The sequence below is a fragment of the Paenibacillus sp. FSL H8-0315 genome, assembly GCF_038005365.1.
Lineage (GTDB): Bacteria > Bacillota > Bacilli > Paenibacillales > Paenibacillaceae > Paenibacillus_AQ > Paenibacillus_AQ odorifer.
This window is the reverse complement of record NZ_JBBOTA010000001.1, coordinates 1,519,458-1,545,127: the sequence shown is the minus strand read 5'-3', so window position 1 is coordinate 1,545,127 and position 25,670 is coordinate 1,519,458. Positions and strand designations below refer to the sequence as shown.

At 46.5% G+C, this 25,670-nt stretch carries 16 protein-coding genes; 12 read left to right on the top strand and 4 right to left on the bottom strand.

All coding sequences use genetic code 11. The features are described from left to right. Positions 1-108: 108 nt before the first annotated feature. Positions 109-2,298 carry an alpha-galactosidase gene (locus tag MHB56_RS06725; protein ID WP_076304597.1) on the top strand — a complete coding sequence of 730 codons (2,190 nt, stop codon included), beginning with the start codon at positions 109-111 and terminating at the stop codon, positions 2,296-2,298. Between the two features lie 2,022 nt (positions 2,299-4,320). Here the strand turns inward: MHB56_RS06725 and MHB56_RS06720 are convergent. The 3 genes from MHB56_RS06720 to MHB56_RS06710 all read right to left on the bottom strand — a co-directional run bounded on the left by MHB56_RS06720 (position 4,321) and on the right by MHB56_RS06710 (position 8,341). Beyond that, positions 4,321-5,199 carry a helix-turn-helix transcriptional regulator gene (locus MHB56_RS06720; protein ID WP_341143412.1) on the bottom strand — a complete coding sequence of 293 codons (879 nt, stop codon included), beginning with the start codon at positions 5,197-5,199 and terminating at the stop codon, positions 4,321-4,323. A gap of 75 nt (positions 5,200-5,274) precedes the next feature. Then, the gene (locus MHB56_RS06715; protein ID WP_341143411.1) at positions 5,275-6,630 is read right to left on the bottom strand and encodes a response regulator transcription factor; all 1,356 of its coding nucleotides are present in this window, start codon (positions 6,628-6,630) and stop codon (positions 5,275-5,277) included. Next, entirely contained in the window at positions 6,611-8,341 is a 1,731-nt protein-coding gene (locus tag MHB56_RS06710) for a sensor histidine kinase (RefSeq protein ID WP_076130287.1), read from the bottom strand. Before MHB56_RS06710 ends, MHB56_RS06715 begins: the two co-directional genes overlap by 20 nt. Positions 8,342-8,569: 228 nt before the next feature. On the opposite strand from MHB56_RS06710, the gene MHB56_RS06705 reads away from it, so the two are divergent. From MHB56_RS06705 to MHB56_RS06685, 5 genes are all read left to right on the top strand, one after another. Further along, the gene (locus MHB56_RS06705) at positions 8,570-9,526 is read left to right on the top strand and encodes an ABC transporter permease (RefSeq protein WP_081382600.1); all 957 of its coding nucleotides are present in this window, start codon (positions 8,570-8,572) and stop codon (positions 9,524-9,526) included. 42 nt (positions 9,527-9,568) lie between these two features. Next, positions 9,569-10,438: a carbohydrate ABC transporter permease gene (locus MHB56_RS06700; protein WP_081383383.1), complete on the top strand. Its 870-nt coding sequence runs from the start codon at positions 9,569-9,571 to the stop codon at positions 10,436-10,438. A 41-nt stretch (positions 10,439-10,479) separates the two neighbouring features. Then, on the top strand, positions 10,480-12,153 hold the full coding sequence (locus MHB56_RS06695) for a hypothetical protein (RefSeq protein ID WP_076186948.1): 1,674 nt from the start codon (positions 10,480-10,482) through the stop codon (positions 12,151-12,153). Positions 12,154-12,239: 86 nt separating this feature from the next. Then, entirely contained in the window at positions 12,240-13,664 is a 1,425-nt protein-coding gene (locus MHB56_RS06690; protein WP_341143410.1) for a family 43 glycosylhydrolase, read from the top strand. 26 nt (positions 13,665-13,690) lie between these two features. Next, on the top strand, positions 13,691-15,694 hold the full coding sequence (locus MHB56_RS06685) for a beta-galactosidase (RefSeq protein ID WP_076306420.1): 2,004 nt from the start codon (positions 13,691-13,693) through the stop codon (positions 15,692-15,694). Positions 15,695-15,770: 76 nt separating this feature from the next. Here the strand turns inward: MHB56_RS06685 and MHB56_RS06680 are convergent, their stop codons facing one another. Beyond that, positions 15,771-18,059, bottom strand: coding sequence for a helix-turn-helix domain-containing protein (locus MHB56_RS06680; RefSeq protein WP_340394421.1), 2,289 nt, complete (start codon positions 18,057-18,059; stop codon positions 15,771-15,773). A 263-nt stretch (positions 18,060-18,322) separates the two neighbouring features. Here MHB56_RS06680 and MHB56_RS06675 point away from each other — a divergent pair, with 263 nt between their 5' ends. The 6 genes from MHB56_RS06675 to MHB56_RS06650 are packed head-to-tail and all read left to right on the top strand — an operon-like array spanning position 18,323 to position 25,609. Beyond that, positions 18,323-19,303, top strand: coding sequence for an ABC transporter permease (locus MHB56_RS06675; protein WP_081386549.1), 981 nt, complete (start codon positions 18,323-18,325; stop codon positions 19,301-19,303). Positions 19,304-19,318: 15 nt separating this feature from the next. Next, the gene (locus MHB56_RS06670; RefSeq protein WP_076147925.1) at positions 19,319-20,188 is read left to right on the top strand and encodes a carbohydrate ABC transporter permease; all 870 of its coding nucleotides are present in this window, start codon (positions 19,319-19,321) and stop codon (positions 20,186-20,188) included. A 43-nt stretch (positions 20,189-20,231) separates the two neighbouring features. Next, positions 20,232-21,794, top strand: a complete 1,563-nt coding sequence (locus tag MHB56_RS06665; protein ID WP_339244407.1) for an extracellular solute-binding protein — start codon at positions 20,232-20,234, stop codon at positions 21,792-21,794. Between the two features lie 46 nt (positions 21,795-21,840). Then, positions 21,841-22,620 (top strand): glucosamine-6-phosphate deaminase, encoded by a 780-nt coding sequence (locus tag MHB56_RS06660; RefSeq protein WP_341143409.1) that lies wholly within the window; start codon positions 21,841-21,843, stop codon positions 22,618-22,620. After that, a complete protein-coding gene (locus tag MHB56_RS06655) occupies positions 22,617-23,777 on the top strand; it encodes an N-acetylglucosamine-6-phosphate deacetylase (protein WP_340920046.1) in 1,161 nt (386 codons plus the stop codon). Before MHB56_RS06660 ends, MHB56_RS06655 begins: the two co-directional genes overlap by 4 nt. A 26-nt stretch (positions 23,778-23,803) precedes the next feature. Further along, positions 23,804-25,609 (top strand): DUF4838 domain-containing protein, encoded by a 1,806-nt coding sequence (locus MHB56_RS06650; RefSeq protein WP_341143408.1) that lies wholly within the window; start codon positions 23,804-23,806, stop codon positions 25,607-25,609. Positions 25,610-25,670 lie beyond the last annotated feature (61 nt).

Below are 25,670 nucleotides of genomic sequence, written 5' to 3'. Positions count from 1 at the left end.
TTAAGATTGTATCCCCTTCCATTTCACTCTAAAATAGACTTCGAAGAAGCATTAACTACAAACAATAAACGTTCTATTGAGCTACCTTAAGGAGAGTGCAAACATATTATGGGTATTTATTATGACGACAACCGCAAGGTGTTTCATTTACAGTCAGAGAAATCCAGCTATATTATTGAAATGATCAAAGGTGTTATTCCAGCGCATGTCTACTGGGGCCCAAAATTGGCAGGGAGAGAATTTCAACACCCGTTGAATTTGGTGGAACGTTGCTCTTTTAGTCCAACTTATTTGCAGGAGGATAAAAATATCTCCCTCGACACCTTGCCAAGCGAATTCCCTTCCTATGGAAACGGGGATTTCCGCGAACCGGCACTGGAGGTTCACCTAGTAGATGGCACGACCGTAACGGATTTCCGTTATAAGAGCTACACCATTAATAAAGGAAAACCTGCACTCAAAGGTCTGCCTGCTACTTATGTTGAAAGTGATGAAGAAGCAGAGACCTTGGAAATTATACTGCAAGATGATAAAACAGGATTGATCGCTGCCTTGAGCTATACCGTATTTAACGATCAGGATGTTATAACACGTTCCGTGCGGATTGAGAATCTGGGTAAGGACAATCTGGTTTTGAAAAGAGTATTAAGCGCGAATGTTGACTTCCATGATTCTGACTATGACATGCTGCAATTATCCGGTACTTGGACTAGAGAACGCCATATTCACAAAAGACCCCTCGTTCCTGGCATCCAACGGATTGACAGCAAACGCGGCTCCAGTAGCCATCAGCAGAATCCTTTTATGGCCTTGCTTGCAAAAGATGCGACAGAGGACCATGGCGAAGTTTATGGATTCAGCCTTGTGTATAGCGGGAGTTTCCTCGCCCAAGCAGAAGTGGATCAATACGGAATTTCCAGAGTAGGGATCGGTATTCAACCTTTTAACTTTCAGTGGTTGCTTGAACCGGGCGAATCCTTTCAGGCACCTGAAGCAGTATTAGTAAGATCCAGTGAAGGGCTTGGCGGATTATCGAGAACCTATCACCGTCTGTATCGGACCCGGTTATGCAGAGGTGAATTCCGCGATAGCAAGCGTCCTATTCTGATTAACAACTGGGAAGCGACTTATTTTAATTTTAACGCGGATAAAATCAAAGAAATTGCTAAAGCAGGCAAAGAGCTAGGCCTAGAGCTGTTCGTGCTGGATGACGGCTGGTTCGGCAAACGTGATAACGACGACAGCTCCCTGGGAGATTGGGTAGAGGATCGTCGCAAGCTGCCTGAAGGTCTTGGAAAGCTAGGCGAAGATATCACGGCAATGGGCATGGAATTCGGATTATGGTTCGAGCCAGAAATGGTATCGCCTGAAAGTGATCTTTACCGTGAACATCCAGACTGGTGTCTCCATGTACCTGGGCATAAAAGTTCATTAGCCCGCCAGCAGCTAGTGCTGGATTTATCCCGTAAGGATGTATGTGATTATATCGTCGAGTCAGTTAGCTCGGTATTATCATCCGCTCCGATTACTTATGTGAAATGGGATATGAACCGGAATATGACGGAGATTGGATCAGCGCTTCTTCCAGCCGAACGTCAACGTGAAACGGCACACCGTTATATCCTTGGACTTTATGATGTGCTGGAACGTATCGTTTCCCGTTTCCCTCATATTTTGTTCGAAAGCTGCTCCGGCGGTGGCGGACGATTTGACCCGGGAATGCTGTATTATATGCCACAGACCTGGACTAGCGATGATACGGATGCAGTGGAAAGATTGAAGATCCAATATGGAACAAGTATGGTGTATCCTGCGAGTTCAATGGGCGCCCATGTGTCGGCTGTTCCTAACCATCAGGTACATCGTATTACACCTTTGGAGACACGTGGTCATGTCGCGATGTCGGGTAATTTCGGCTACGAGCTGGATTTGACCAAGCTTACTGAAGCTGAGCGCGAGGATATCCGCAAGCAGGTTTCAGAGTACAAGGAACTGAGAATGCTGATTCAGTACGGTGATTTCTATCGACTGCTTAGTCCTTTTGAAGGAAACGAGACGGCATGGATGTTTGTTTCCGCTGATAAAAAAGAAGCCTTCGCCACCTACTTCCAAGTTTTGGCCGGGCCTAATCCACCGTTGCGCAGATTGCGTCTGAAAGGACTCGACCCTGCGAAATCGTATAAGCTTGAGCTTAACGGCGGAGTATACAGAGGGGATGAGCTGATGCACTTCGGACTCACGCTTCCACAGCTTGAGGGCGATTTCAGAAGCCTACTTTTCGTGCTTAGAGAAGTTTAATCAAAAAAGGAGGGTGCCCCAAAAGCCATTGGCTGCTGAGCACCTTCCTTTTTTTTCTCCTTTTTTGAGTTCTTTTGTGACTAGCTGCGCGCCCGAAGCTGTTATTGGATGGGGTGTTTAGCAGAATGTTTACCTAGCCTTAGCCGGGGATAGCGGGCTCGAATAAGGGTGTTTAGCAAGATGCTTTGCTAGCCAGGTGCTGCCGTACGCGAATTAGTGCACCTTGTAAGTAGCTTGACGCCACTGGAATTGAGTGTTTATAACTCGAAGTCGGCGGGCTCAAATTGGTGCACCATGTAAGTTGCTTCCCCAGCCAACACGGTGCTATCGGACTCAAATGCCGCTAATCGCAGTCTTTTCACACATTTGGAGTTTTATCGGACCGCATAGTCGCTATTGACTCTAAAAGTACCTAATATGCACCTCTTTCGAAGGAATAGTTGCACTGGAGTCCGAAACTGTACTCAAAAGACGAAAAATTGGCAAATAGCGTCATCTGAGTCCGAAAGCGGCGGTAGAGGGGGGTGACTCGGTGCTTTCGTATGCGAATTAAGGTGTTTAGCAGGATGTTTACCTAGGCGGGGGCTGCCGTACGCGAATTAGGGTGTTTAGCAAGTTGCTTCCTTAGCTGGGGCCTGCTGGACGCCAATTAATGCGACTTGCAAGTTGCTCACCCAGCCAACACGGTGCTATCGGACTCAAATGCCGCTAACCGCAGTCTTTTCACACATTTGGAGTTTTATCGGACCGCATAGTCGCTATTGGCTCGAAAAGTACCAAATATGCACCTCTTTCGGAGGAATAGTTGCACTGGAGTCCGAAACTGTGCTCAAAAGGCGGAAAATTGGCAAATAGCGTCATCTGGGTCCGAAAGCGCGGTAGAGGGGGTGACTCGGTGCTTTCGTACGCGAATTAGGGTGTTTAGCAAGTTGCTTCCTTAGCCGTGGGCCGCTGGACGCCAATTAGTGCGCCTTGCAAGTTGCTCACCCATCCAACACGGTGCTATCGGACTCAAATGCCGCTAATCGCAGTCTTTTCACACATTTGGAGTTTTATCGGACCGCATAGTCGCTATTGACTCTAAAAGTACCTAATATGCACCTCTTTCGAAGGAATAGTTGCACTGGAGTCCGAAACTGTGCTCAAAAGGCGGAAAATTGGCAAATAGCGTCATCTGAGTCCGAAAGCGGCTGTGGAGGGGGGGACTCGGTGCTTTCGTACGCGAATTAAGGTGTTTAGCAAGTTGCTTCCCTAGCCGTGGGCTAGCGTACGCGAATTGGTACGCCTTGCAAGTTACTTACTCAGCCAACACGGTGCTATAGGACTCAGATGCCGCTAACCGCAGTCTTTTCACACATTTGGAGTTTTATCGGACCGCATAGTCGCTATTGGCTCGAAAAGTACCTAATATGCACCTCTTTCGAAGGAATAGCTGCACTGGAGTCCGAAACAGTACTCAAAAGACGAAAAATTGGCAAATAGCGTCATCTGAGTCCGAAAGCGGCGGTAGAGGGGGGTGACTCGGTGCTTTCGTATGCGAATTAAGGTGTTTAGCAGGATGTTTACCTAGGCGGGGGCTGCCGTACGCGAATTTGGGTGTTTAGCAAGTTTCTTCCCTAGCCGTGGGCTAGCGTACGCGAATTGGTACGCCTTGCAAGTTACTTACTCAGCCAACACGGTGCTATAGGACTCAGATGCCGCTAACCGCATTCTTTTCACACATTTGGAGTTTTATCGGACCGCATAGTCGCTATTGGCTCGAAAAGCACCTAATATGCACCTCTTTCGAAGGAATAGCTGCACTGGAGTCCGAAACAGTACTCAAAAGACGAAAAATTGGCAAATAGCTTCATCTGGGTCCGAAAGCGGGGGAGGGTGCTTGTGAGTTGGCACCACCAGATCTGAATGGTTACTACTTGCATCCATCGGCCCCGAATTAGCACCCCACGCCTGCCACGCCTGCCACGTCTGCCACACCTGCCACTCAGCTCTATCGAAGCTTAATAGATATGCCTAGCAACATCAATTTTCAAAAAACACATGTTTGGACAGGAACTCTAGGTCCTGCTCGCGGTAAGTGGAGGGGCTAACTCCAAAGTAGGAACGAAAGACTTTGCCGAAATAGCTGGCATTGTCAAACCCGGTGTCCACAGCGATCTGGTAGATCGTCTGATCTGTTGTTTTCAGCATAGATGCTGCCAGCTCGATCCGTCTCCTTCTTAAATACTCAAAGGGCGAGAGATTGATGTTTTTTTGAAATAGCCTGCAAAGATGATGTTTAGAAATTCCAACATGTGCGGCGACATCGTCTAAGCTAAGGTTATTATTGTGCAGATCATTTTTCATGAATTGTATAGCGGCATGGAGTTTGTCATTTTTTATATACGTGGTTAACAAACTCGGTTTCTTGAGGTATTTCTCCATGGACAATATCCACTGAAAGGCTTTCCCCGTTAGAAAATGCAAATCTCTTTCTTCATCAACCTGGATGTCCTTGAACATACTCCACAATAAATCCATCGGAACCGATTCCTGAGGGAGTTCTATAATAGGACCACCATGTGCGATCAGCTGGTTCCAGAGTGAAATAGCTAGAGGTCCTCGTACATTCAGCCAAATGAATTCCCAGGGCTCTGTACCTTTCTCCGGATAATAATATCTGTGTATACTGGGGACAGTCACTAGGAAAGCATTGCCCTTCGTTAATGGGTGAACAACCCCGTCTATTTCAATTCTACCCTCTCCAGATAAGGTGTACTGAAAAATAACACAACTTCTCTCCGTCCGGTTCTGGCCGTTGAATGAATATGCCGGAGTTTCGGCTTGTTCCCAGCCAATAGAATCAAACAGAAGCATAGAAGCTTGTTCTTCCGAGCGAATGGTGTAGGAGGAGCGCAACATTAGCAAGTTTCCTTTCCATGGTTCGTTACTTCATTCAAAGTGTAAACTTTTTTGTTGATCTGTTCAATTTTTGTTTCATTTAATCTGCTGTCTTCGATATTGATAAGGCGTAATGCCATACTGATCTTTGAACAGCTTAATGAAATATTGTGGCTTTTTGTAGCCGACTAGATGTGAAATATCGAGCACATGTAAGTTGGAATCGATCAATAACTTGGAGGCCTTTTCCAAGCGTTTAGAAGAAATGTAGCTCGATAAATTTTCACCCGTCTCCTGCTTATAAAATTTGGACAGGTAAACAGGATGTAGGTGAACAATTTTCCCTAAGTCCTCCAGGCTCAAGCAATCACTAATATGATTGGAGATATAGGCTTGAATGGTATGAACAATGTTTTGATTGGAAAATTTAGCGCTTCTATCTAATTGGGTGAGACTCTGCAAGATGGATTGAAGAGCCGTATCTGGCTCTGATAATTGATTGAAAATCCAGTCTGCAACCTCAGCTGATTGGATTTTATCGGTTGTGGAATACAGCAAATTAATGAATTCGAGCAGGTAGAGGAGCTTTTGTTTTTTGACAGTGAGCTTGGCAAAGTTTTTTAAAATGTTTTTTCTGGTTTGTTCCCATTCTCCAAGCTCTAATTTAGGGAGAGCACTAGAGGCACTCAGCATAGTAAAGTCTCTGGCCCCAATATTTTCATTAAAAAAGAAATGATAAAAAATATCCCGAACAGCATGCTTTTGCGAAAATTCAAACGGCTCGGAAAAAGAAATGGAATCGACGCTGCTTGCCACAGTTTCGGTATTGGATTCTGGAATAATTCCAGTAATGGCTGATGGAGTGATCCAAATAAAGTCCCGTCCACCATTATGATCTTTTAACATCATTTCATCTTTCCCTCTAGCCCCTGAGACGTGAAAAAAGCAAAAGTGCTCATTCCGTAAAGCAGTATCGAGTGTGCTGTGATCATAACGTAGTGGGGAAGGTCCGCTAATAACAGAAAGCAAGTAACCTAGCCCATCTATCTTTTTCTCTGCCACTGGGGTTTTTGGGGGTTTCTCAGCGATACTCTTAATAACTTGACTCATGGCTTTTTCCATATCCTCTTTATCAACCGGCTTGAGTAAATAATCGAGTGCACCCAAACGAATGGCTTGTTGTGCATAATCAAATTGAGAATAACCGGAAAGGAAAATTACCTTGGTATTGAGCTTTTTCTCATGAACATGATGCAGTAAATCAATGCCGGATACCTCGGGCATACGAATATCTGTAATAAGGATATCTATATGATTCTGATTCAATAGTTCCTTGGCTTCAATCGAATTTGTTGTCGTCTCAATATGCTCAATTCCAAATTTGCTCCAATCCAGCAGGTGTTTTAAATATTCAACGATGTAATGTCCGTCATCAACTATCAATAATCGCATATTGTCCTCCTTCATCCAGCGAGAAATCTATGAATGCCAGCACGGATAAACCACCCCAGTCATTGATGAAGAACCGCAGTCCGCTTAATTCACCATACGCATTTTTGAGGCGATGATGAATGTTCCAAAGACCGATTCCTCTTGATCCTTCAGGTGGGGATTCATTCTCAAGTCTGGCCATTAGCTGGTGTATTTCCTCAGCAGTAAGCCCCTTACCGTCATCGGCAACAATAATTAATGCTCCAGTATCAAGTTCTTTTACATCTATAGTAACGCGATGAGCCCCTTGCTGTTCTTCAATCCCATGCTGGATTGCGTTCTCGACCATAGGCTGGATAATCAGTGGCATAATCAGATGCTCTCCCAGTTCAGGGGGCAGGTTGATTTCATAATTTATTTTTTTGGAAAGTGACATGATGGATAAAAAATGATCGGCAAGCTGCAATTCAGAAGCCAACGTAACATTATCTGAATTCATTTTTGTTAAATAACGATAGTACTCTGCTAAATGCTTGCTCATCTGCATTACGGCTTCCGGTGAAGTTTTTGCCACTGCCATAATAAAAAACAGATTATTGTAAAGAAAATGTGGATTGATCTGAGCCTGTAGCTGTTTCACTTCGGCGTTTCTGCGCAGCTCGGTTTCTATTTTTAATGAAGCGAATAAAGCCTGTATTTTGGCGACCATGTGGTTAAAGCTTTTAAATAGACTATAAAATTGATTGTCCGGGTTCTCACTAATTCTGGTGCTGTAATTCCCTTGTTCCACTTGGTAGAATTTCTTGTCGAGCAGATATACATTGCGATAATAGTTTCGATAGAACATAAAAATCACGATAAGACCAATGATCAAGATCATTAAGATGCTGACAAAAAACACCTGTTTATTCCGGTTAAGCGGATTCAAAAAATCACTCATTCGCGTATAGGTAACAAGATACGTATCAATCGGCTCAATATACTTCGATAAAACATAATAATCGTCATCGTTGATATGATAGTCAAACTTTAGAATTTCATGTGCATTGGGTGTTATCGTCTCCTTGGCTTTTTCCTCGATTCGAATATCCACCGCTTTATTGCTAATCATTAAACTCTTGTTCACAAGCAAAAAGGCATTGGAGCTCTCGCCGCCACTCACTGCTTTTTCTAAAAGACTTGTTAAATACTCCTTTTTCAGCTTAACGCCCACGATGTACTGAATATTGGCAGGATTCTTAGGTTCATGAATATAAGGGTAGATTGAAAAATAATACAAATTGTTATTAACAATCTGCCAGCCTCGCTGCGTGACCTTCTGAAAGGGCTGTTTGGCAAGCGAATCATGACCCGTAAAAATAAAAGTGCCATCCGATTTCCAGTAGATACCGATAGATTCAATCGCCTGACTGGAGAGAAGTGGTGCTGATATGCGGTCATAGATATCGTTTTTTTTCATCTGGGCATCGTAATTGTTCATCTCTTGTATTTTGCTTTGATAGAAACGTACGGAGGTGTCGGCTGTATATTGGATGCCATACAAACTTGCCTCAGAGATGATGCCATCCAGAATGCTTTCCGTATAGGCTAGCTGATTTTTGGAGGAGTTAACCAAGCTCTCTTGAATGGTTTTGGAACCTAGGGAGTTCATTACGAAAAACAAACTTAAGGTAAGTAAAAGGAAAAAAACGAAAAAATATATGAAACGTTTCATATTTACTTTTTTAATCATAAGCATTACTCCTGTCGCTAGGACTCGTGTGAATTCATCATAAGCTATATATTCCAAAAGAAAAAGAGAAGAGCTCTCGCAAAATGAAAGCGTTTATAAAGATGTTTAGCGAGTGGTTATGATATTTAATTTGAGACATTTTCGAATGAAAGCGCTTTTGTTAACATTAAACCAGAAAGAAATTAGCAGCCAAGAATGTAAAAGGGGGTAAGCACAATAGCACAGATAATGAATACCCAGCTCAAATGGAGTGAGAAAGCCAACGTTAAAAAAAGCAGAAAGAATCCTTGGAAAAAGGAAATCAAAAAAAATTGGCCATTGTATGTTTTATGTATCCCAGCTTTGGTATTCGTTCTAATTTTTGCCTACGGTCCTATGGTCGGATTAGTGATGGCCTTTCAGGATTACAAGCCCTGGCTTGGAATTACAGGTTCAACTTGGATTGGTTGGGATAACTTCGCAAGAATCTTCCAATATAAAGAGGCAACACAATCCATTATCAACACCCTCATTATTGCTGTAATCAAAATTATAGTCGGAATTATTGTTCCTATCTTTATGGCGATTCTGCTAAGCGAGATTAGAAACATGGGGATTAAAAAGAGTATTCAAACCTTGGTCTATTTACCGCATTTCCTCTCTTGGGTAACCGTTGCCGGAATCATGATTGATATCTTAGGTCTGGATGGGGGCATAAATCATTTTCTTACGAATTTCCTCGGACTGAAACCGATTTTCTTTTTGGGCGATCCTACGCTGTTCAGACCGACGATCATCATCAGTGATTTATGGAAAAACTTCGGATTTGGCATGATTGTCTACTTAGCGGTGATTACAGGGATCGACCCTTCTTATTATGAGGCAGCTGAGATCGACGGAGCGTCACGCCGCCAACAAATAAGACATGTTACCTTACCGAGTATGATGCCGATGATCATCGTAATTGCAACGTTAAGCCTTGGAAATATCCTGGATGCAGGATTTGACCAAATCTTTAACTTATACAATCCACTCGTATATAGTACGGGGGATATCATCGATACTTATGTTTACCGGTCATCCTTATTGAATGGCCAATACGGTTTTGGTACCGCTGTTGGATTATTTAAATCCGGCATCAGCTTCATATTAATCGTAATTTCCTATCGAATTGCTTACAAGGTAGCTAACTATAAAATATTTTAAGCCGAAGTTGTTAAGCTTACAAAACTGTTAGGAGGAATGGGAGTGTATTATAAATCCAAGGGATATAGGATATTTTCGATTTTCAATCATATCCTCCTGATTCTAGTAGCCTTATCGTGTTTATTGCCTATGCTTCATTTGCTAGCACAATCATTTAGTAGTAAGACAGCGGTAAATGGGAATTTGGTATCCTTTTGGCCGGTGGACTTTAATATCGAAGCCTATGTGAAAACTTTTAAAAACACGAATTTTACAGGCTCCATGAGAATCTCAGTGGTCCGGACGGTACTGGGGACGTTAATCAGCATGTTCATTATTACAACGGCGGGGTATGCCTTGTCCAAAGATTTCCGAGGGCGTAATGCTTTAATGTGGATTTTTATATTCACGATGTTGTTTTCCGGTGGATTGATTCCTTCTTATATATTGGTTACGAAACTTGGGCTCAAGGACACGATCTGGTCGCTCGTGCTTCCCGGTGCCTTCGGAGCTTATAATTTGATTCTGATTATGAATTTCTTTAAAACAATCCCTAAGGCGCTTGAAGAGGCGGCATTTATCGATGGGGCTTCGTTCTTCGTCATTTTCCGGAAAATCTATCTTCCGCTTTCCCTTCCCGGTCTGGCAACCGTTGGTTTGTTTATCATGGTGGGGAGCTGGAACGCATGGTTTGATGGGATTTTGTATATGTCGAATACAACGGACTATCCGTTAGCTTCATTCTTACAGACTGTAGTGGTGCAAGGATCAGCGCAGAGTATGGCACTTAGTCAATCAGAAGCAGCCGCGTTGTCAGAACAGAGTATCAAAGCTGCGCAAATTTTTATTAGCACACTGCCCATTATCCTTGTGTACCCTTTTCTACAGAAGTATTTTGTCAAAGGCATCGTTCTGGGTGCTGTAAAAGAATAACGTGACCAACATATAAAACTTTAATTCAAAGGAGCTTATTGATGAAAAAAACAGGGGCCTTACTAACGACTACTGTATTGATGGCAGGATTGCTAGCGGGCTGCGGCTCAAACGGTAAAGAATCTACTGCGGCAGAAGCGGTTCTCAAAGACGGCAAATACGATCCTCCTATTACTATCAACATCGCCAAGCAACAAGATGAGAATGCCGGTAAATATATCAACGGGGAGAGCTTAAATGATAATGTGTTGACCCGCTGGGGTGTCGAGAATCTAGGGATTAACATCCAAACTACTCTTTTGGGCGGTGATGCCTCCCAATATAATACGAAACTTCGTTTAGCGCTCACTGGTTCCGAGAAGCTTCCGGATGTTTTGCCAGTGTATGATACCTCATTAGAAAATGATCTGATTCAATCTGGACTTGTAAAAGATATTGCGGAGGACATTAACAAATATATGCCTGAGCGTCTGAAAGAAATATATAAACAATATCCAACAACGTTCAACCCGGTTATCCAGGACGGCAAGGTTTATGGGATGGCGATCTCGCCCAATCTCACTGAAGGTGAGGTCATGCTTATCCGTCAAGATTGGTTAGATAAATTAAATTTAAAAGCGCCAACAAATATAGATGAATTTGAACAGGTAATCGCTGCTTTTACGAATGATGATCCGGATGGTAACGGAAAAAATGATACTTATGGATTTGATTTCTCGGGAAAAGATTCTTACAACACGGGCTGGGTAAGCGACTCTGTAATGATTTTTAGTGCTTATACAGGGAAGAGTCTCCCCGGCCAATGGTATAACGACAATGGAAAACTCACTTACGGTTCCGTCGCTGATGGGACAAAAGATGCGTTAGCTAAACTTCGCGATTGGTACTCCAAAGGGTATTTAAATAAGGAGTTGGCTACACAGGGTGCATGGGATGCACTGGCGGATTTCACTGAAGGTAAAGCAGGGATTATTATTGGCCGTCCTTGGCTGTACGGCAGTGTTAAAGATGTGGAAACTAACGTAAAAGGGGCTAAAATCAAAGCTTACCCAACAATTAACGGTGTAAGTGGGGATCGAACCTACCAATCCGGTCAACAGAACGATGGTGTCTTTATGTTTAATAAAGACTTTAACAATATGGAAGCTTTCTTCTTGTATTATGACAAGCTTTACGATGCAGCATTTGGTACCGGAGATTTCAAATATGGTTATGCTCAGGGATATGATTATGACATCGTTGGCGATGAAGTGGTATTCGATTCCAAGAAATTCAATACGCCTTTGGATGCCGCTCAAGGTGTAGGGAAAATGGCTTTTACCAAAAATACACCAAGTGTGGATGGCCCAGGTAAATCTTTTTATGATCTTTCCAAAGGTGCAAAAGCTGAGAATGGGGTCTTGATCAGATCGGCATCAAATGATGAAACAGCCAAAGAGGGATATGTGATTTCCTATGAGAATAGAGAGTCACTGCTTCCAAATGCATTTAACGGTCCACCTACCAAGACCATGCAGACAACTTGGGAGCAACTGAATACGATGGAAAAGGAAACCTTCACCAAAATTATTTACAGTAAAGAGCCGCTAACTGCGTACGATGACTTCGTGAAGCAATGGCATGACAAAGGCGGTACGAAAATTTCCGAAGAAATCAACGAATGGTATAACAATGCTAGCAAGGTGGATGTGATGTCTCAGATGGGATTGAAATAAGTTCGCAAGAACAGCAGGTTCAGTTAAGGTCATCCTTGGCCGGACCTGCTTTTTTGTCTAAAAATCTGATCCTCTGGAGGTTAATCATGGACGAAAATGCGAGTACAGTCACCCTACTAAATAGCGCTCCACTTCTGGATATGAGCGGAAATCCTGTACATGCACATGGTGGACATATGCTCTATACGGATGGATATTATTACTGGTTTGGTGAGAACCGGATGGATCGGTGGAGAGTGAGCTGCTACCGATCTGTGGATCTAGTGAATTGGGAATGGCGCAATGATGTGCTCACACTCGATTCACCGGTACAGCCGATTTATCATCGCACCACATTAGAGCTTGAACCCTTGGACAGGGAGGGGCGCCCAACGGGTGCGGTAATTGAGCGCCCAAAAGTACTCTACAACAAACTTACAGGGAGATTTGTTATGTGGATGCATTGGGAAAATGGACGCGACTACTCTGATGCGCGCTGCGCGATCGCTGATTGCGGGACGGTAGATGGGGATTATGTTTACCGGGGCAGCTTTAATCCGATAGGTAACATGTCTCGGGACTGCACCTTGTTCCAGGATGACGATGGGACGGCATATTTTATCTCCGCGGCAAGGGAAAATGCTGATCTTATTATGTATCGTCTGTCACCTGATTACCTCAGCATAGAAGAACAGGTCAAGACCTTGTGGCCCGGACAAGCGCGTGAAGCACCTGCATTAATGAAACGTCAGGGTGTATACTTCCTCATCTCGTCCGCCTGTACGGGCTGGTTGCCTAACCAAGGAACCTATGCCTGGTCCGAGGAATTATTTGGTCGTTGGTCACCCTTGCTGCCTTTGGGCGACATCACTACATACGACAGCCAGCCTGCTTTTATAGTTCCTATTGTAGGAACAGACAATGACCAGTGCTCTTACCTGTATGTTGGGGATCGCTGGGACCCTGCGGATTATTATGCCTCTTCCTATGTATTTCTGCCGCTCGGCTTTCCTTCTGACCGGGAAATGAAGCTTGACTGGGCAGAGCGAACGGTGATTGACCTAAGGAAGGGAATCGTAGCTGTGGAATGCGGCTCTGGTAGTGGTCTGTTCAGATTGAAAAGCTTAGGAATGGGGCTTTATCTGGCGGCGGGAAATCAATCCATTGAACATGAGGAGACCCTGAACGTCGAAGTCCGGACGCTTTCGTATGAAGATCAGCAGCAGAGATGGACGGTTGAATACGGGGAGAAGGGTAGGGCGAGAATTCGAAACAGTGAAAAGGCCTTATCTATTGGCCCGTTGAATTCCTTGCTGCTGGAGCCTATTCGTGACAACGAAGATCAGTTTATATGGTTGCTTACAGAGACAGAAGCAGGTTCACTGACTATTGGGAGCAATGACGGAAGAGTTCTTACCGTAGCAGGAGAACAGCGTGGGGGCTGGGGTTGTGTGTTTCTTGAATCCAAACGCTGCCATGATCCCCGTCTAGGTGCAGCCCCGCAGCTTTTTCAACTGATTTCAGTAAGGTAAACAGTTTAGAGAAAAGAGGTATACCGATGAGTTTATCTGTCTCCTTCCCTATGGAATGGTTTAAAAGTGACCCCCATACACAACTTACTGCGACTTCCTCTGAGGCGTTTCAGTTCATCACTACACCAGAAGGTGGTGGATTTGAGCTTCAGTCAGGGCATCTGGAATCCGCCGCTTGGTGCGATTATGGTTTCGTTAATGCGGAGGTTTACCATGAAAGCCGTGACGTTCTGGTGCTGTTATTCAGTTTTTATGATCGGGATCATCGCGTCATTACTTATCATGTAGGAATTTTACCCGGTGTGCGCACGAAAATTTGTTTACCCTTGATTCATTTAAATGGTGAGAAGCTGTTCCTTCCCCGTTATCCGGGTGTGATGCAGACAGTACTGAGGGGAGATGCAGGCATCGATCGCAAGCATATCACCCGATTCTCTATCGCTACTCTCCCTTCAACAACAAGTAGAGCTGTGCAAATTAGTGGCTTGGCTCTAAGTCTAACTGAGCCCGTCTTTGAGTATGAACAGCAACCATATATAGATGATCTGGGCCAATTAAAGGGAAGGGATTGGCCAGGGAAAACGGTTGATGCAGAAGCGATGACGGATCGGCTGCGCACAGAGCGGAAACTTGCGGAACATGCTGATCACAATGGAGGTGACCTCAGCAGGTACGGAGGTTGGAAGGCGCTGAGATTCGCGGCAACTGGATATTTCCGCACGGAGTTTGACGGCAGCCGCTGGTGGTTCGTTGATCCAGAGGGTTATGCCCTGTTCAGTACGGGGATGGACTGTGTGGGTCCAGCTTGTTCTATGCATGTAACTGGCATGGAACACTTGATACCCTCATTGCCGGAGCGGGAAGGAATCTATCAAGAAGCTTGGTCACAGGATGGCGAGGAATTCAGCTTCGAGATTGCTAATCTGATCACTGCTTTTGGGGCGGAGTGGCGCTCTAACTGGGTGGCTATGACGGATTTTCGCTTACAACAATGGGGATTTAACACCATCGGCAACTGGTCTAATGATAGATTTATCAACGAATCCCAGCTTCCGTATGTTTATCCTCTAGTGGACTTTCCGCTGACGGAGCAAACTATTTTCCGGGATTTCCCGGATGTGTTTAGCCCGGAGTATGAGCGGAATGCCGGAAGCTTTGCGGAGCAGCTTCTTCCATTAAGGGAAGACCAGAGAATGGTCGGTTATTTCATGCGTAATGAGCCGCATTGGGCATTCGTGGATGGGTTGAATTTGACCGGGCAGATGCTGAAATCTCCGGTCCGTTATGCCAGTAAGAAGGAATTCATTCGCTGGCTTGCAGAAAAGTACAAAACAGTGGAACGATTAAACATGGCGTGGGATAGCGTTTTTGTAGAATTCGAGGATTTATACGATGTATCGAATGTGAATGTAACCGGGGATAATCTCACTTCTGCCCGAGAAGTGGATTATAACCAGTTTAACCGGATCATGATTCGACGGTATGTAGAAGTGCCAGCCCGTCTTTGCAAGCAGACGGATCCGAATCATCTGAATTTGGGAATGCGTTATGCCTGGGTTGGCAGTGATGAGGTGCTGGAGGGCTGCGAATGGTTTGATGTATTCTCTATGAACTGCTATCAGTTTAGTCCTGACAAGGAACAGATCGCCCAGATCAGCGGACGACTGAACAAACCAGTCATGATTGGGGAATATCATTTTGGTGCGGCTGAAGGCGGCATGTTGGCTTATGGGATCCGTGCGGTGGCAACCCAGAAGGAGCGCGGTGAGGCTTACCGTTATTATGTGGAGCAGGGGGCAGCCATCCCGCAGCTCATCGGAGTTCATTATTTTCAATGGAATGATCAGCCTGTGCTCGGACGTTATGACGGAGAAAACTATCAAATCGGTGTAGTGGATGTCTGCAACCGTCCATATGAACCTTTCGTGCACGCAGCGAGAAAGGCCCATGACCAGATGTATCAGGTGCGGACGGGTATGACAGCGCCCTATAATATTGTGCCAATGGAGATTCCGAAAACGGGATTCTGATTGCAAATCTTTACAACAAAAAGGCCCCCAGCCAATGGGGGGCCTTTTTTGTCCTCTCCTCTGCAATGTAGCCTCTTTACAAGCCAAGGCCGGAGGAGGGGAGTGAACCATCACGGGAATAGCGCTTGCGGTATTCGCCCGGAGTTATTCCGGCACAACGTTTGAACATACGGATGAAGGAATTTACGTTCTGATAACCGACCTGAAGCGCGATATCCTGAATCCGCAGTTCCAGATTCATTAGCAGCTCTTTGGCCCGCTCAATCCGCAGATTGTTCAGATATTCACTGAAGTTGATGTTTGTTTTCTCTTTAAAAATGCTGGACAGGTAACCTGGAGTTAAATTTAACTTGTCTGCTACTAGGTTGAGGTTGATGTCCTCGCCGTAATGTTTGTCTAAGTAATCCAGTACAAAGCTGATAATGGGGTCGCGCGACTCCGAGCGGCTACTGATGACCACGAGCACAGGACGAACCAGATCACGCAGCCATTCCTTGTATTGATCCATTGAGTGGAAAGCGTTAAATGGCTCTAGTCGCGGTGGTAAGAGACGCTCCGCTTCCGCTTGGGGCAGATTCAGCCTCGTCACCGTTTTGCTTGTCTGTTCCGCTGCTCCCAAGGCAAATGCCCGAAAATCCGCCGCCGCCGCGTCCTTGTGCTGCAGCTGCTCCAGCTGACGATCCAACCAAGCGAATACAGCCTCCTCATTGCCAGACTGCAGCAGATTGTGCAGCTCCTCTCCGTGTGTCACCTTTAAATGAAAGGATTTGGCGGATGAGGCTCTAGGTTCTACGATAATTTGTGTTTCCCCGTTCAATCTACGCTCATTTAACAACATCGATAGATTATTGTAGGCATCGGTAAATGAGGTTTCGCCTGAATATACCGGACTTACAGCAATAGTCAGATATAAGGATGTCTCCGAATCCAGCAGCTCCTTAAGGGTATCAAGAGCCTGCAGAAAACTGCTCTGCGGTCCGGGATTGAACAGGAGCAGCATGAGCTGATCATGTTCCGGCTGGAGTGCGACGCTTTCGCTTTCACCACCAGTGATCAAGTTTTGAACCAGCTTCCATAACATCAGTGTGTGTTTCTCCAATTCGTCCGGTAAGGTTTTGAAGCTGACCTTGAACAGAATGGAGGCATAGGGCTGTTCGGATTGCCTTACATCTTCAAGCTCCGCGAGGCTTTTACTCAGCGGGATATTTTTCACTTTATGAGTATAGGCATATTGGCGCACCAATGAGTTCTTATGATCAAGATCGGTCTGGATGAAGCGGTTACTCTCCAAAATGGAGCTCAGGCGGTCGCCAATAATGGCGAATTCCTTCACACTGCTCAATTTTTCAGGCCGGCTGCCTGCCTTACGGTCCAAGGCGGCAATCAGGCGCTGGAGCGGTTGGTTAAGCCGGTGGCTGAAGATTAGGGATGAGAGAACACTGATCAGTACTGCGGCAGAGAGTAATACAGCCAGCAATAGCTGCATCCCCCGCATTTCCGCAGCAATAGCCGCCACCTGGGTCACTCGGATATAGGTGAATCCAGTCTGTTTACCTTTTTCATAGAAGTAATATTGGTCTCCGACCCGCTCATGGGCATTGCCACTTTCCGGAAGCTGGCTTGTTTGCAGTTTACCCTCTGATGTAGAGAACAATAGATTCTTCTGCGCATCCAGGATATAGAACGGGGTATTGCCGGCATCTCCGTAGGCGGCCTGCATCAGCTGCGGATTCAGCATGACAATGCCGTACACTTCCTCATAAGGAATCGCTTTGACCAGCACTGGCATTAACCTTCCGAGCGTACGGGTGGAATGTATGGTTTTCTCGGTAAAGGTTACGGCGGGCATGACTTTTAAAAATTGATTGTCCATCGTTTGCCGGCTCCAGTACTCCGGAGGGTATTCTGCACTGAAGTAGTATTTACCGAACATATCTGCGGCGCTGCTTAGGCCCTCCCTCTCCAGTACATAATTTTCCTTTTTAAAATAAAGAATGAAATTTTCGATATGCAGAAAAGGATTAGCATACAGCGTTGAGAGATCCGATATCACTTCTGCCGGGATATCATATCGTCGGTTCTCTTTGAGGTGGCTTAGAATGCCTAGATTGGCAGTCCATGAATCGGATTGGGTGAGGGCAAGAATCATGTTCTGGGTCAACCGGAAATGATTTTCGTAGCCTTCGACCGTTTGTGCGAGGCCTAGCTCATTTTGCCGGATCATCTCCTTATAGATTTTGCCGCTTAAATACAGATGGGAGAACAGATTAAATGATGCCAAAATCAAGATGACACTGAGGAAGCTTAGCATCAGCTTAACGAACAGGGCATTCAGCGCAAATTTGCCTGTAACGGATCCCTTCATATGTATCCCCCTTTGGATGCACCCGTAAATGAATTGGATTAATTCTATCATAGCGGCAAAAAGCTAACACCAACAATATGCAATTTTGCTGATTTGTACGCTATTCTATGGAAATCCGCAGTTAAGGCGAAATGTTATATAACATGTAGATAGCGCTTTCCAAAGAAATGCAGCTATAATTCGGAGACAAATCCCAGGAAAAAGGGGGAAGTAATCTGACATCTATATGATTTATGATCATTTTAACAAGAGGAGACATGCATATGGCTCAAGCTAGCGTAGTGCAGGACAAAATGCGAAAGAAAGTGCACCGGCGACCCCAACGACCTCAACGCCACAAAGCGGGAATCCTTCGAACTTGGAATAAAAACAAGGCGCTCTGGCTGCTGTTCCTGCCGTGCCTGTTGTATTATTTGATCTTCCGCTATGCACCGATGTTTGGATTAGTTATCACTTTCAAGGATTACAATCTTTTTAAAGGGATTTGGGCCAGTGATTGGGTGGGACTCAAATATTACAGGATGTTTATAGAGAATCCCGATTTTTGGCCGCTGATGAAAAACACTTTTCTGCTTGGTTTATATAAGCTGTTTTTTGGCTTCCCGGCACCCATTCTACTGGCGATTCTGCTTAATGAGGTGCGCAAGGCTGCTTTCAAACGAGTTGTGCAGACCGTCAGCTATCTTCCACATTTTATCTCAAATGTCATTGTAGCCAGTATGGTGATCATGTTTTTATCCCCAACCGGAGGGCTGATTAATAATCTGCTTGGTGCCATAGGGATTGGACCGATCAATTTCATGAATGAACCTGGATTGTTCCGCGGTATTTATGTCCTGTCGGAGATCTGGCAGCATATCGGCTGGGAGACTATTATCTACTTGGCCGCGTTGACCGCTATCGACCCGCAGCTGTATGAAGCTGCTGATATGGACGGAGCCAGCCGCATGCGTAAAATATGGCATGTCACCTTGCCCGGCATTTCACCCGCCATCGTGATCACCTTGATTCTTAATATCGGTAAAGTACTCGAGATTGGCTTCGAGAAGGTGTTCCTGATGCAGAATCCGGCGATCTACGACACAGCGGATATTATCAGTACTTATGTCTATAGGGTGGGTATGGTGCAGGGGAACTTCAGCTATGGCGCTTCTATTGATCTTTTTATGGGCGTGATTAGCTTGATCTTCATCTATACAGCAAATTACATCAGCCGCCGTGTAAGCGAGACAAGTTTATGGTAGAAAAGAGGTGTGGTGATGAGATCACCCCGTTTATCCTGGTTTAATGTCGTGAGCACTTTTATCCTTCTCGTGGTTGTGGTGGTCACGCTTTATCCGTTCCTGCATATGCTCGCTGTCTCTCTCAGTAGTGATGTGCATGTCATGAAGAATACCGTTTCTTTTTGGCCTAAGGGATTTAACCTGAATATGTATAAGCTTGTACTCGGAGATTCGCAAATCTGGGTGGCTTACAAAAATACACTCATTTACACCGTGCTTGGCACCCTTATCTCGCTGGTGGTCACCTCCACGGGTGCCTATGCACTCTCACGCAGTGATATGGCGCTGCGCAAGAGCTTCACCCTGTTGATTGTGGTGACGATGTTTTTCAGCGGAGGAATGATTCCCACGTTCCTCGTGGTTCGCTCCCTGGATATGGTCGATACCGTTTGGGGCATGGTGCTGCCGGGTGCGGTCAGCACTTGGAATCTGATTCTGATGCGGACCTTTTTCTCCGGCATTCCTAAAGAGCTGGAGGAGTCTGGCCGCATCGACGGACTGAATGATATCGGCATATTTATCCGTATTATTGTTCCGCTTTCCAAGGCTTCCTTCGCCACCATAGCGCTCTTTTACGCGGTTGGCATGTGGAATAACTTTATTTACCCGCTGCTCTACCTGCGCTCACCGGATTTGTTCCCGCTGCAAGTACTGCTGCGCAATCTGGTGCTGGCTGGCAGTGCTAGCTCAGGGGATGTTACTAGCATTGGAGGTGACAACATGGTGATAGAAGAATCGCTGAAGTACGCGACGATTATGGTCTCGACGCTTCCGATTCTGATTGTGTATCCATTTGTACAGAAGTATTTCGTTAAGGGGGCCATGATTGGCGCGGTTAAGGGATAGGCGGGTGGAACCGTCAAAAATTCAGCATAAGGGAGAGATCGTAATGAATAAATGGAAATCTGTACTGCTGCCACTGATGATTGCAGCAACCGTAGTAACTGGCTGCAGCGGAGGGGGCAATGACACCTCGCCGCAGAGTAATACTCAGGGCAGCAGTACCGCTTCACCTGCTGATTCGTCCAAAACGGAAAAAACCTTCACTGCGCTCTTAGACAACAATGCTACGTTCCCTTATTCGAAAAGCTGGCCTATTTGGAGCTGGTTGAAGGAGAAAACCGGTGTCACACTCGAGGTACAGACCCCTTCCGGAAAGCTTGAAGAGAGCTTGAACCTGGCGATTGCCTCGAAGGCAATGCCGGATCTGATGTATATGCCTAACCGCAAAGAATCGAATAAATTCGGGCAACAGGGTGCGTTGGTGGATTTGATGGAGTATATGGACAAAATGCCGAATCTGACCGCCTGGGTAAAGCAGTATCCACAGGAAGCGAAGGCTGCACTGTCTGCTGATGGCAAAATGTATATGTTCCCGAATCAGGGCTTTGGCGAGACGAACCGCATGATCTGGTTATACCGTAAAGACATTTTTGACAAAGAAGGAATCCAGGCACCAGCCACATATGAGGAGCTGCATACAACTCTAAAAACCTTGAAGGCGAAATATCCGGACAGCTATCCGCTTTCGATCCGCTACGGACAAATTCCGGATGAAATGAATGCCAATATGACTGTGAATTACGGGACGGGTGAAGGGGCTTATTATGATTTTGATAAAAAAGAGTGGCTTTTTGGACCCACGGAAGATAGTTACAAGGAAATGGTTGGTATGTGGAAAATATTTTATGACGAAGGGCTGATTCCGCCCGACTTTCTATCTCTGCAAACTAAGCAATGGCAGGACATGGTATCCACGGGCAAATCGTTTGTGACCATTGATTACATCAGCCGGATCGATTTTTTTAACAATGCGATGCAGCAGGAAAATCCGGAGTTCAACATGCAGTTTATGGCTCCTCCAGCGGGCATTGCCGGTGGCAAGCAACTGAACCCGTATTTTCATTATATGGAAGGTGGCCTAACCGTGGCTTCAACCTCGAAGAACATCGATGATGTGATGAGTTATATGGACTTTTTCTATTCCGAAGAGGGACGTACGCTCAGCAGCTGGGGCGTGGAGGGTGAGACATATGTGAAGGAAGGCGACACGATCAAGTTCAAACCAGAGTACAACGATGTGATCGAAATGCGGAAGCAGACAGGACTTCAGACTAGCGGAACGTACACCTGGATCGACTTTGGTGCACATCTGTCGTTGTTCTCAGACAATTTGAAGTATGCCTTTGAAGAAGCGACGAAATATGATCCGTCCATGATGCAGCCACGGCCTGCATTTACGGAGAAAGAGAATGAAATTATTGCGATAACCGGCCAGGCGATCCAAAAACACCGCGATGAAAGCTTTGCCAAGTTTGTTACCGGCTCCCGAAAGCTGGCCGACTGGGACAAATATGTGGAGGAGATGAACAATCTCGGCGTGGATAAGCTGCTGGCTACTTATAAGGAAGCTTACGACCGTGTTCAGAACATTCAGTTAAACGGGAATTAATCTGTCTGGTGCCAAGGACAATAGGTGCCCGGAAAGGATGAGCGGGATGAATGACATCATTAAGCCTTTAGAGACACACAGAGTGGAGCAGATGTCCGTTCAGGTTTATGAAGATCGTAACCTGATGGGCGCTGTGGCGGCATCGCAGGTTGCGCAGAAAATTAGAGCTTTGCTTCAAGATTCTGCGCGTCAGGTCCGAATTGTGTTTGCTGCCGCACCTTCGCAAAATGAACTGTACGAGGGGCTGGTGCGGGAGCAGGGGATGGATTGGTCCCGGGTCAATGCTTTTCATATGGATGAATACATTGGCCTTGCGGCTTCGGCTCCCCAGCGTTTCGGCCGTTTTTTGACAGATCGGCTATACAGTCGGGTTAACCCTGGCCGGGTAGAACTGCTGGATGGTCTCGCCGCTGATGTGGTGCAGGAATGCCAGAGATATTCGGCTTTGTTGAGCGAGGCGCCTATTGATATCGTTTGCCTCGGGATCGGGGAAAACGGGCATATCGCGTTTAATGATCCGCCAGTCGCTAATTTTACCGACCCGCAGCTGGTCAAAGCGGTCGAACTGGAGGAAGCCTGCCGCCGCCAGCAAGTGAATGACGGTTGTTTTACCTCGCTGGACGAGGTGCCAACCCATGCGCTGACGCTTACGGTACCAGCCTTGCTGGCTGGCCGTCACCTGTACGGAATTGTACCGGGAGTGTCCAAACGCAAGGCTTTACAGGCGGCACTTCATGATTCGATCAGCACGGCATGTCCAGCTACTATTCTGCGCACCCATCCGGAGATCACGATGTTCACGGATCGGGCTGCCTTCGGCTTATGAACGCGCCAATTAAGGGAAAGCACTATAAAACTGGGCGGCCGGTTGAGGTAAGTGTCGAGCAGGGGCGAATCACTTCGGTCACCGAACTTGCGGAGAGTCCAGCCAGGGCCGATTGGCCCTGGCTGGCACCCGGGTTGGTGGATCTGCAAGTGAACGGGGGCTGGGGGCTGGATCTCAACACGCTGCCTTTACAGCCTTCCACGGTATTGGAACTATCCGGACTTTTGCTAGGAAACGGGGTAACCAGCTATTGTCCAACTCTGATTACTAATGGCAAAGAAGCGCTGGCTCAAGCGGTCTCCGCCATTGCGGAAGCCGCTTCGCTGTATCCGGAAGATGCTGGGGGGATTGTAGGAATTCATTTGGAAGGTCCCTTTCTGTCACCAGAAGAGGGTCCACGCGGCGCCCATCCAAGGGAACATATTGGCTCGCCGGATTGGGATATGTTATGCCGCTGGCAAGAAGCGGCTGAAGGGCTTATCCGTATCCTCACCGTCTCCCCGGAATGGCCAAACGCCGCTGCATTTATCGCCCGGTGCAGTGAATCAGGCATCCTTGTTTCCATAGGGCATACAGCAGCTTCCCCCGAGCAGATTAGGGAGGCGGTTGCCGCAGGAGCGGTGATGTCTACGCATCTCGGCAATGGCACACATCTGACGCTGCCCCGTCATCCCAACTATTTGTGGGAGCAGCTGGCGGCGGATGAACTATACGGCTGTATGATTGCAGATGGCCAACATTTACCACCCGCTCTGTTGAAAGTAATCCTACGGATGAAGCGCAGCCGCACCATCTTGGTCAGCGATGCTGTATCACTGAGCGGAATGCCGCCGGGAACTTATCACCTGCACATTGGTGGGGAAGTTGTATTAACAGCAGAAGGGCGGCTGCATCTGGCTGGCAATCAGCAGCTGCTTGCAGGTTCCGCCATGATGCTTCCAGATCAGGTGGCCTATCTTGCGGAGGCTGGATTAGCCCGGCTGGATGAAGCCTGGGATTGTGCTTCTGCTCATCCGGCTACTTTGCTGGGGCTGGAGCAGGCGGCAGGGCTTAGGGCTGGAGCGCCTGCCGATCTCGTGAGCTTCTGCTATGAAGACAAGACACTTACCGTGCTGGAATGCTGGAAAAAGGGTCATAGCAGGGCTTGCAGTAATTAATTACAGCAAAGATTAGGAGGAGAACGATGCAGAGCTTGATACCGCAACCGAAGCAGATCCAAGTGAAAGAGGGCGAAGCTTTTGAGTTCAGCGAGGATGTAAGCCTGAGCCTCTACATGGAGCAGCATGATCCGAGACTGGTGGTTCATTGCCGCCGCTCGTTTCCGGAGCTGGAATGTACACATGTTATCTCGGGAAAAGGATATTCACTTATTCTTCAGAGTCTCTCGCAGCCAGAAACGAAAGGAGCACAGCCAGATGAAGTGGATCTGAAATTGCTTAACGGCCGGGCGGAAGGGTACAGGCTGGAGGTGTCGGAGCGCCGGGTGGTAATCCGTGCACTGGATGCGCCGGGTCTGTTTTACGGGCTACAAACGTTACTACAACTGCTTAAGTCAGTAGGGGAAGTTCCTGCTGTGTCTATCACGGACTGGCCTGACACTACCTTGCGGGCGATGAACTTTGATCTTCGCCAGACATTTTCCAAGCCAGAGCTGCTGCTATCGTATTTGGCGGATTTTGCCCGGTATAAAACGAATGCAGTTCTGATTGAATACGAAGATAAATTCCCGTTCCAGAAGTACCCGGAATTCGTGCATCCTCAGCATTCGTTAAGCCTCACACAGCTAGAGGAACTGAAACGCACAGCCCATGAATATTTTATTGAGATCATTCCGCTGCAGCAGAGTTTCGGGCATCTGGAGTATGTACTCCGCCACGACGCTTGGCGGCACTTGCGCGAAACGGAGTTATCCCTCGGGGAGATCTGTCCATCGCATCCGGAATCCTTCGAGCTGATTACCGATCTGTTACAGGAGATGATGGATGCTCATCCGGATTCCCGTTATATTCACCTCGGCTGCGACGAGGTGTACAGCTTATGTGAATGCGAACGCTGTAAAACGTTGTTCGGAGGGGTACGGGAGCGGGCGTTTATCGCTTTTTTGAACACTTTGATTGAATTTACAGCCAGCCGTGGTAAAAAAGTGATTTTCTGGCATGACATGCTGGACAAATGCCCGCCGGAGGAACTGGCAAAGCTGGATAAGCGGAGTGCGGCGATGATATGGATATACAACGGACGTAATATTGAAGCTGAGGTTTCTTCTCTTGCGGATAAATTCAGGTCACTAGGCATTGAGGTTATGGGAGCCCCGGCGGTTCGCAGCTTTGACTGGGCTGAACATCAGAATTATCCGGTACTATTGAACCGGACGGATAATCTGCTCCAATGGGCGGAGACAGCGGATAAGCTGGACCTCGGTTGCATCGTCGCCACGAACTGGACAGGGCCGTTCAGCCTTGGTGTTCCTTATGGGATCTTTGAAACGACGTGGTATCCGATGCTGCTGCATGCCGATTTGGCCTGGAACCGTAAAGCGGACTCAGCAACATTTATCGATCGATTCATGGAGCAGTTTCATGGCATCGGTCCTAGAACAGGTCACGCTCAGCTCGGGAATTATCAGCTGGAAGATTATTATGATGTTATCTGGAAGCTGTTGGACAAGGTGAAGGATCATAAGGATGAAGCAGAGCTGATTGCCATTATGCATGATTTTGAAGCGGCGACGGACCGTTCGCGGGCGATCCACAAATATGTCTACCGCTGGGAGCTCTATCCGGGAGACGAAGCGGAAAGGCACTCGCTGCTGAACAATTACATGCGAAATCGCCGCGGACGTGAGAACGTTTTGCCTCGCATGAAAGCGGCTTTGGAGCGTTACCAGCCATCCGATATGGCGGAGCATTTTGTGAAATCCCGCTTCTATCTTCACGATTATCTGGAGCGGACATTATACCGTGAGCTGGGGTTTGCTCAGGTAGAATAAGAGTTTTGAAAAGATCGTAGGGCTATCGTGTAAGCGGGTAGCAGTGCGGTCTTTTTTTAAT

What these genes read in the sequence shown, in the direction of transcription:
- MHB56_RS06725 (WP_076304597.1), top strand. Translation starts at nt 109, where the DNA reads ATGGGTATTTATTATGACGACAACCGCAAGGTGTTTCATTTACAGTCA.
- MHB56_RS06720 (WP_341143412.1), bottom strand. Translation starts at nt 5,199, where the DNA reads ATGTTGCGCTCCTCCTACACCATTCGCTCGGAAGAACAAGCTTCTATG.
- MHB56_RS06715 (WP_341143411.1), bottom strand. Translation starts at nt 6,630, where the DNA reads ATGCGATTATTGATAGTTGATGACGGACATTACATCGTTGAATATTTA.
- MHB56_RS06710 (WP_076130287.1), bottom strand. Translation starts at nt 8,341, where the DNA reads ATGATTAAAAAAGTAAATATGAAACGTTTCATATATTTTTTCGTTTTT.
- MHB56_RS06705 (WP_081382600.1), top strand. Translation starts at nt 8,570, where the DNA reads ATGAATACCCAGCTCAAATGGAGTGAGAAAGCCAACGTTAAAAAAAGC.
- MHB56_RS06695 (WP_076186948.1), top strand. Translation starts at nt 10,480, where the DNA reads ATGAAAAAAACAGGGGCCTTACTAACGACTACTGTATTGATGGCAGGA.
- MHB56_RS06690 (WP_341143410.1), top strand. Translation starts at nt 12,240, where the DNA reads ATGGACGAAAATGCGAGTACAGTCACCCTACTAAATAGCGCTCCACTT.
- MHB56_RS06685 (WP_076306420.1), top strand. Translation starts at nt 13,691, where the DNA reads ATGAGTTTATCTGTCTCCTTCCCTATGGAATGGTTTAAAAGTGACCCC.
- MHB56_RS06680 (WP_340394421.1), bottom strand. Translation starts at nt 18,059, where the DNA reads ATGAAGGGATCCGTTACAGGCAAATTTGCGCTGAATGCCCTGTTCGTT.
- MHB56_RS06675 (WP_081386549.1), top strand. Translation starts at nt 18,323, where the DNA reads ATGGCTCAAGCTAGCGTAGTGCAGGACAAAATGCGAAAGAAAGTGCAC.
- MHB56_RS06670 (WP_076147925.1), top strand. Translation starts at nt 19,319, where the DNA reads ATGAGATCACCCCGTTTATCCTGGTTTAATGTCGTGAGCACTTTTATC.
- MHB56_RS06665 (WP_339244407.1), top strand. Translation starts at nt 20,232, where the DNA reads ATGAATAAATGGAAATCTGTACTGCTGCCACTGATGATTGCAGCAACC.
- MHB56_RS06660 (WP_341143409.1), top strand. Translation starts at nt 21,841, where the DNA reads ATGAATGACATCATTAAGCCTTTAGAGACACACAGAGTGGAGCAGATG.
- MHB56_RS06655 (WP_340920046.1), top strand. Translation starts at nt 22,617, where the DNA reads ATGAACGCGCCAATTAAGGGAAAGCACTATAAAACTGGGCGGCCGGTT.
- MHB56_RS06650 (WP_341143408.1), top strand. Translation starts at nt 23,804, where the DNA reads ATGCAGAGCTTGATACCGCAACCGAAGCAGATCCAAGTGAAAGAGGGC.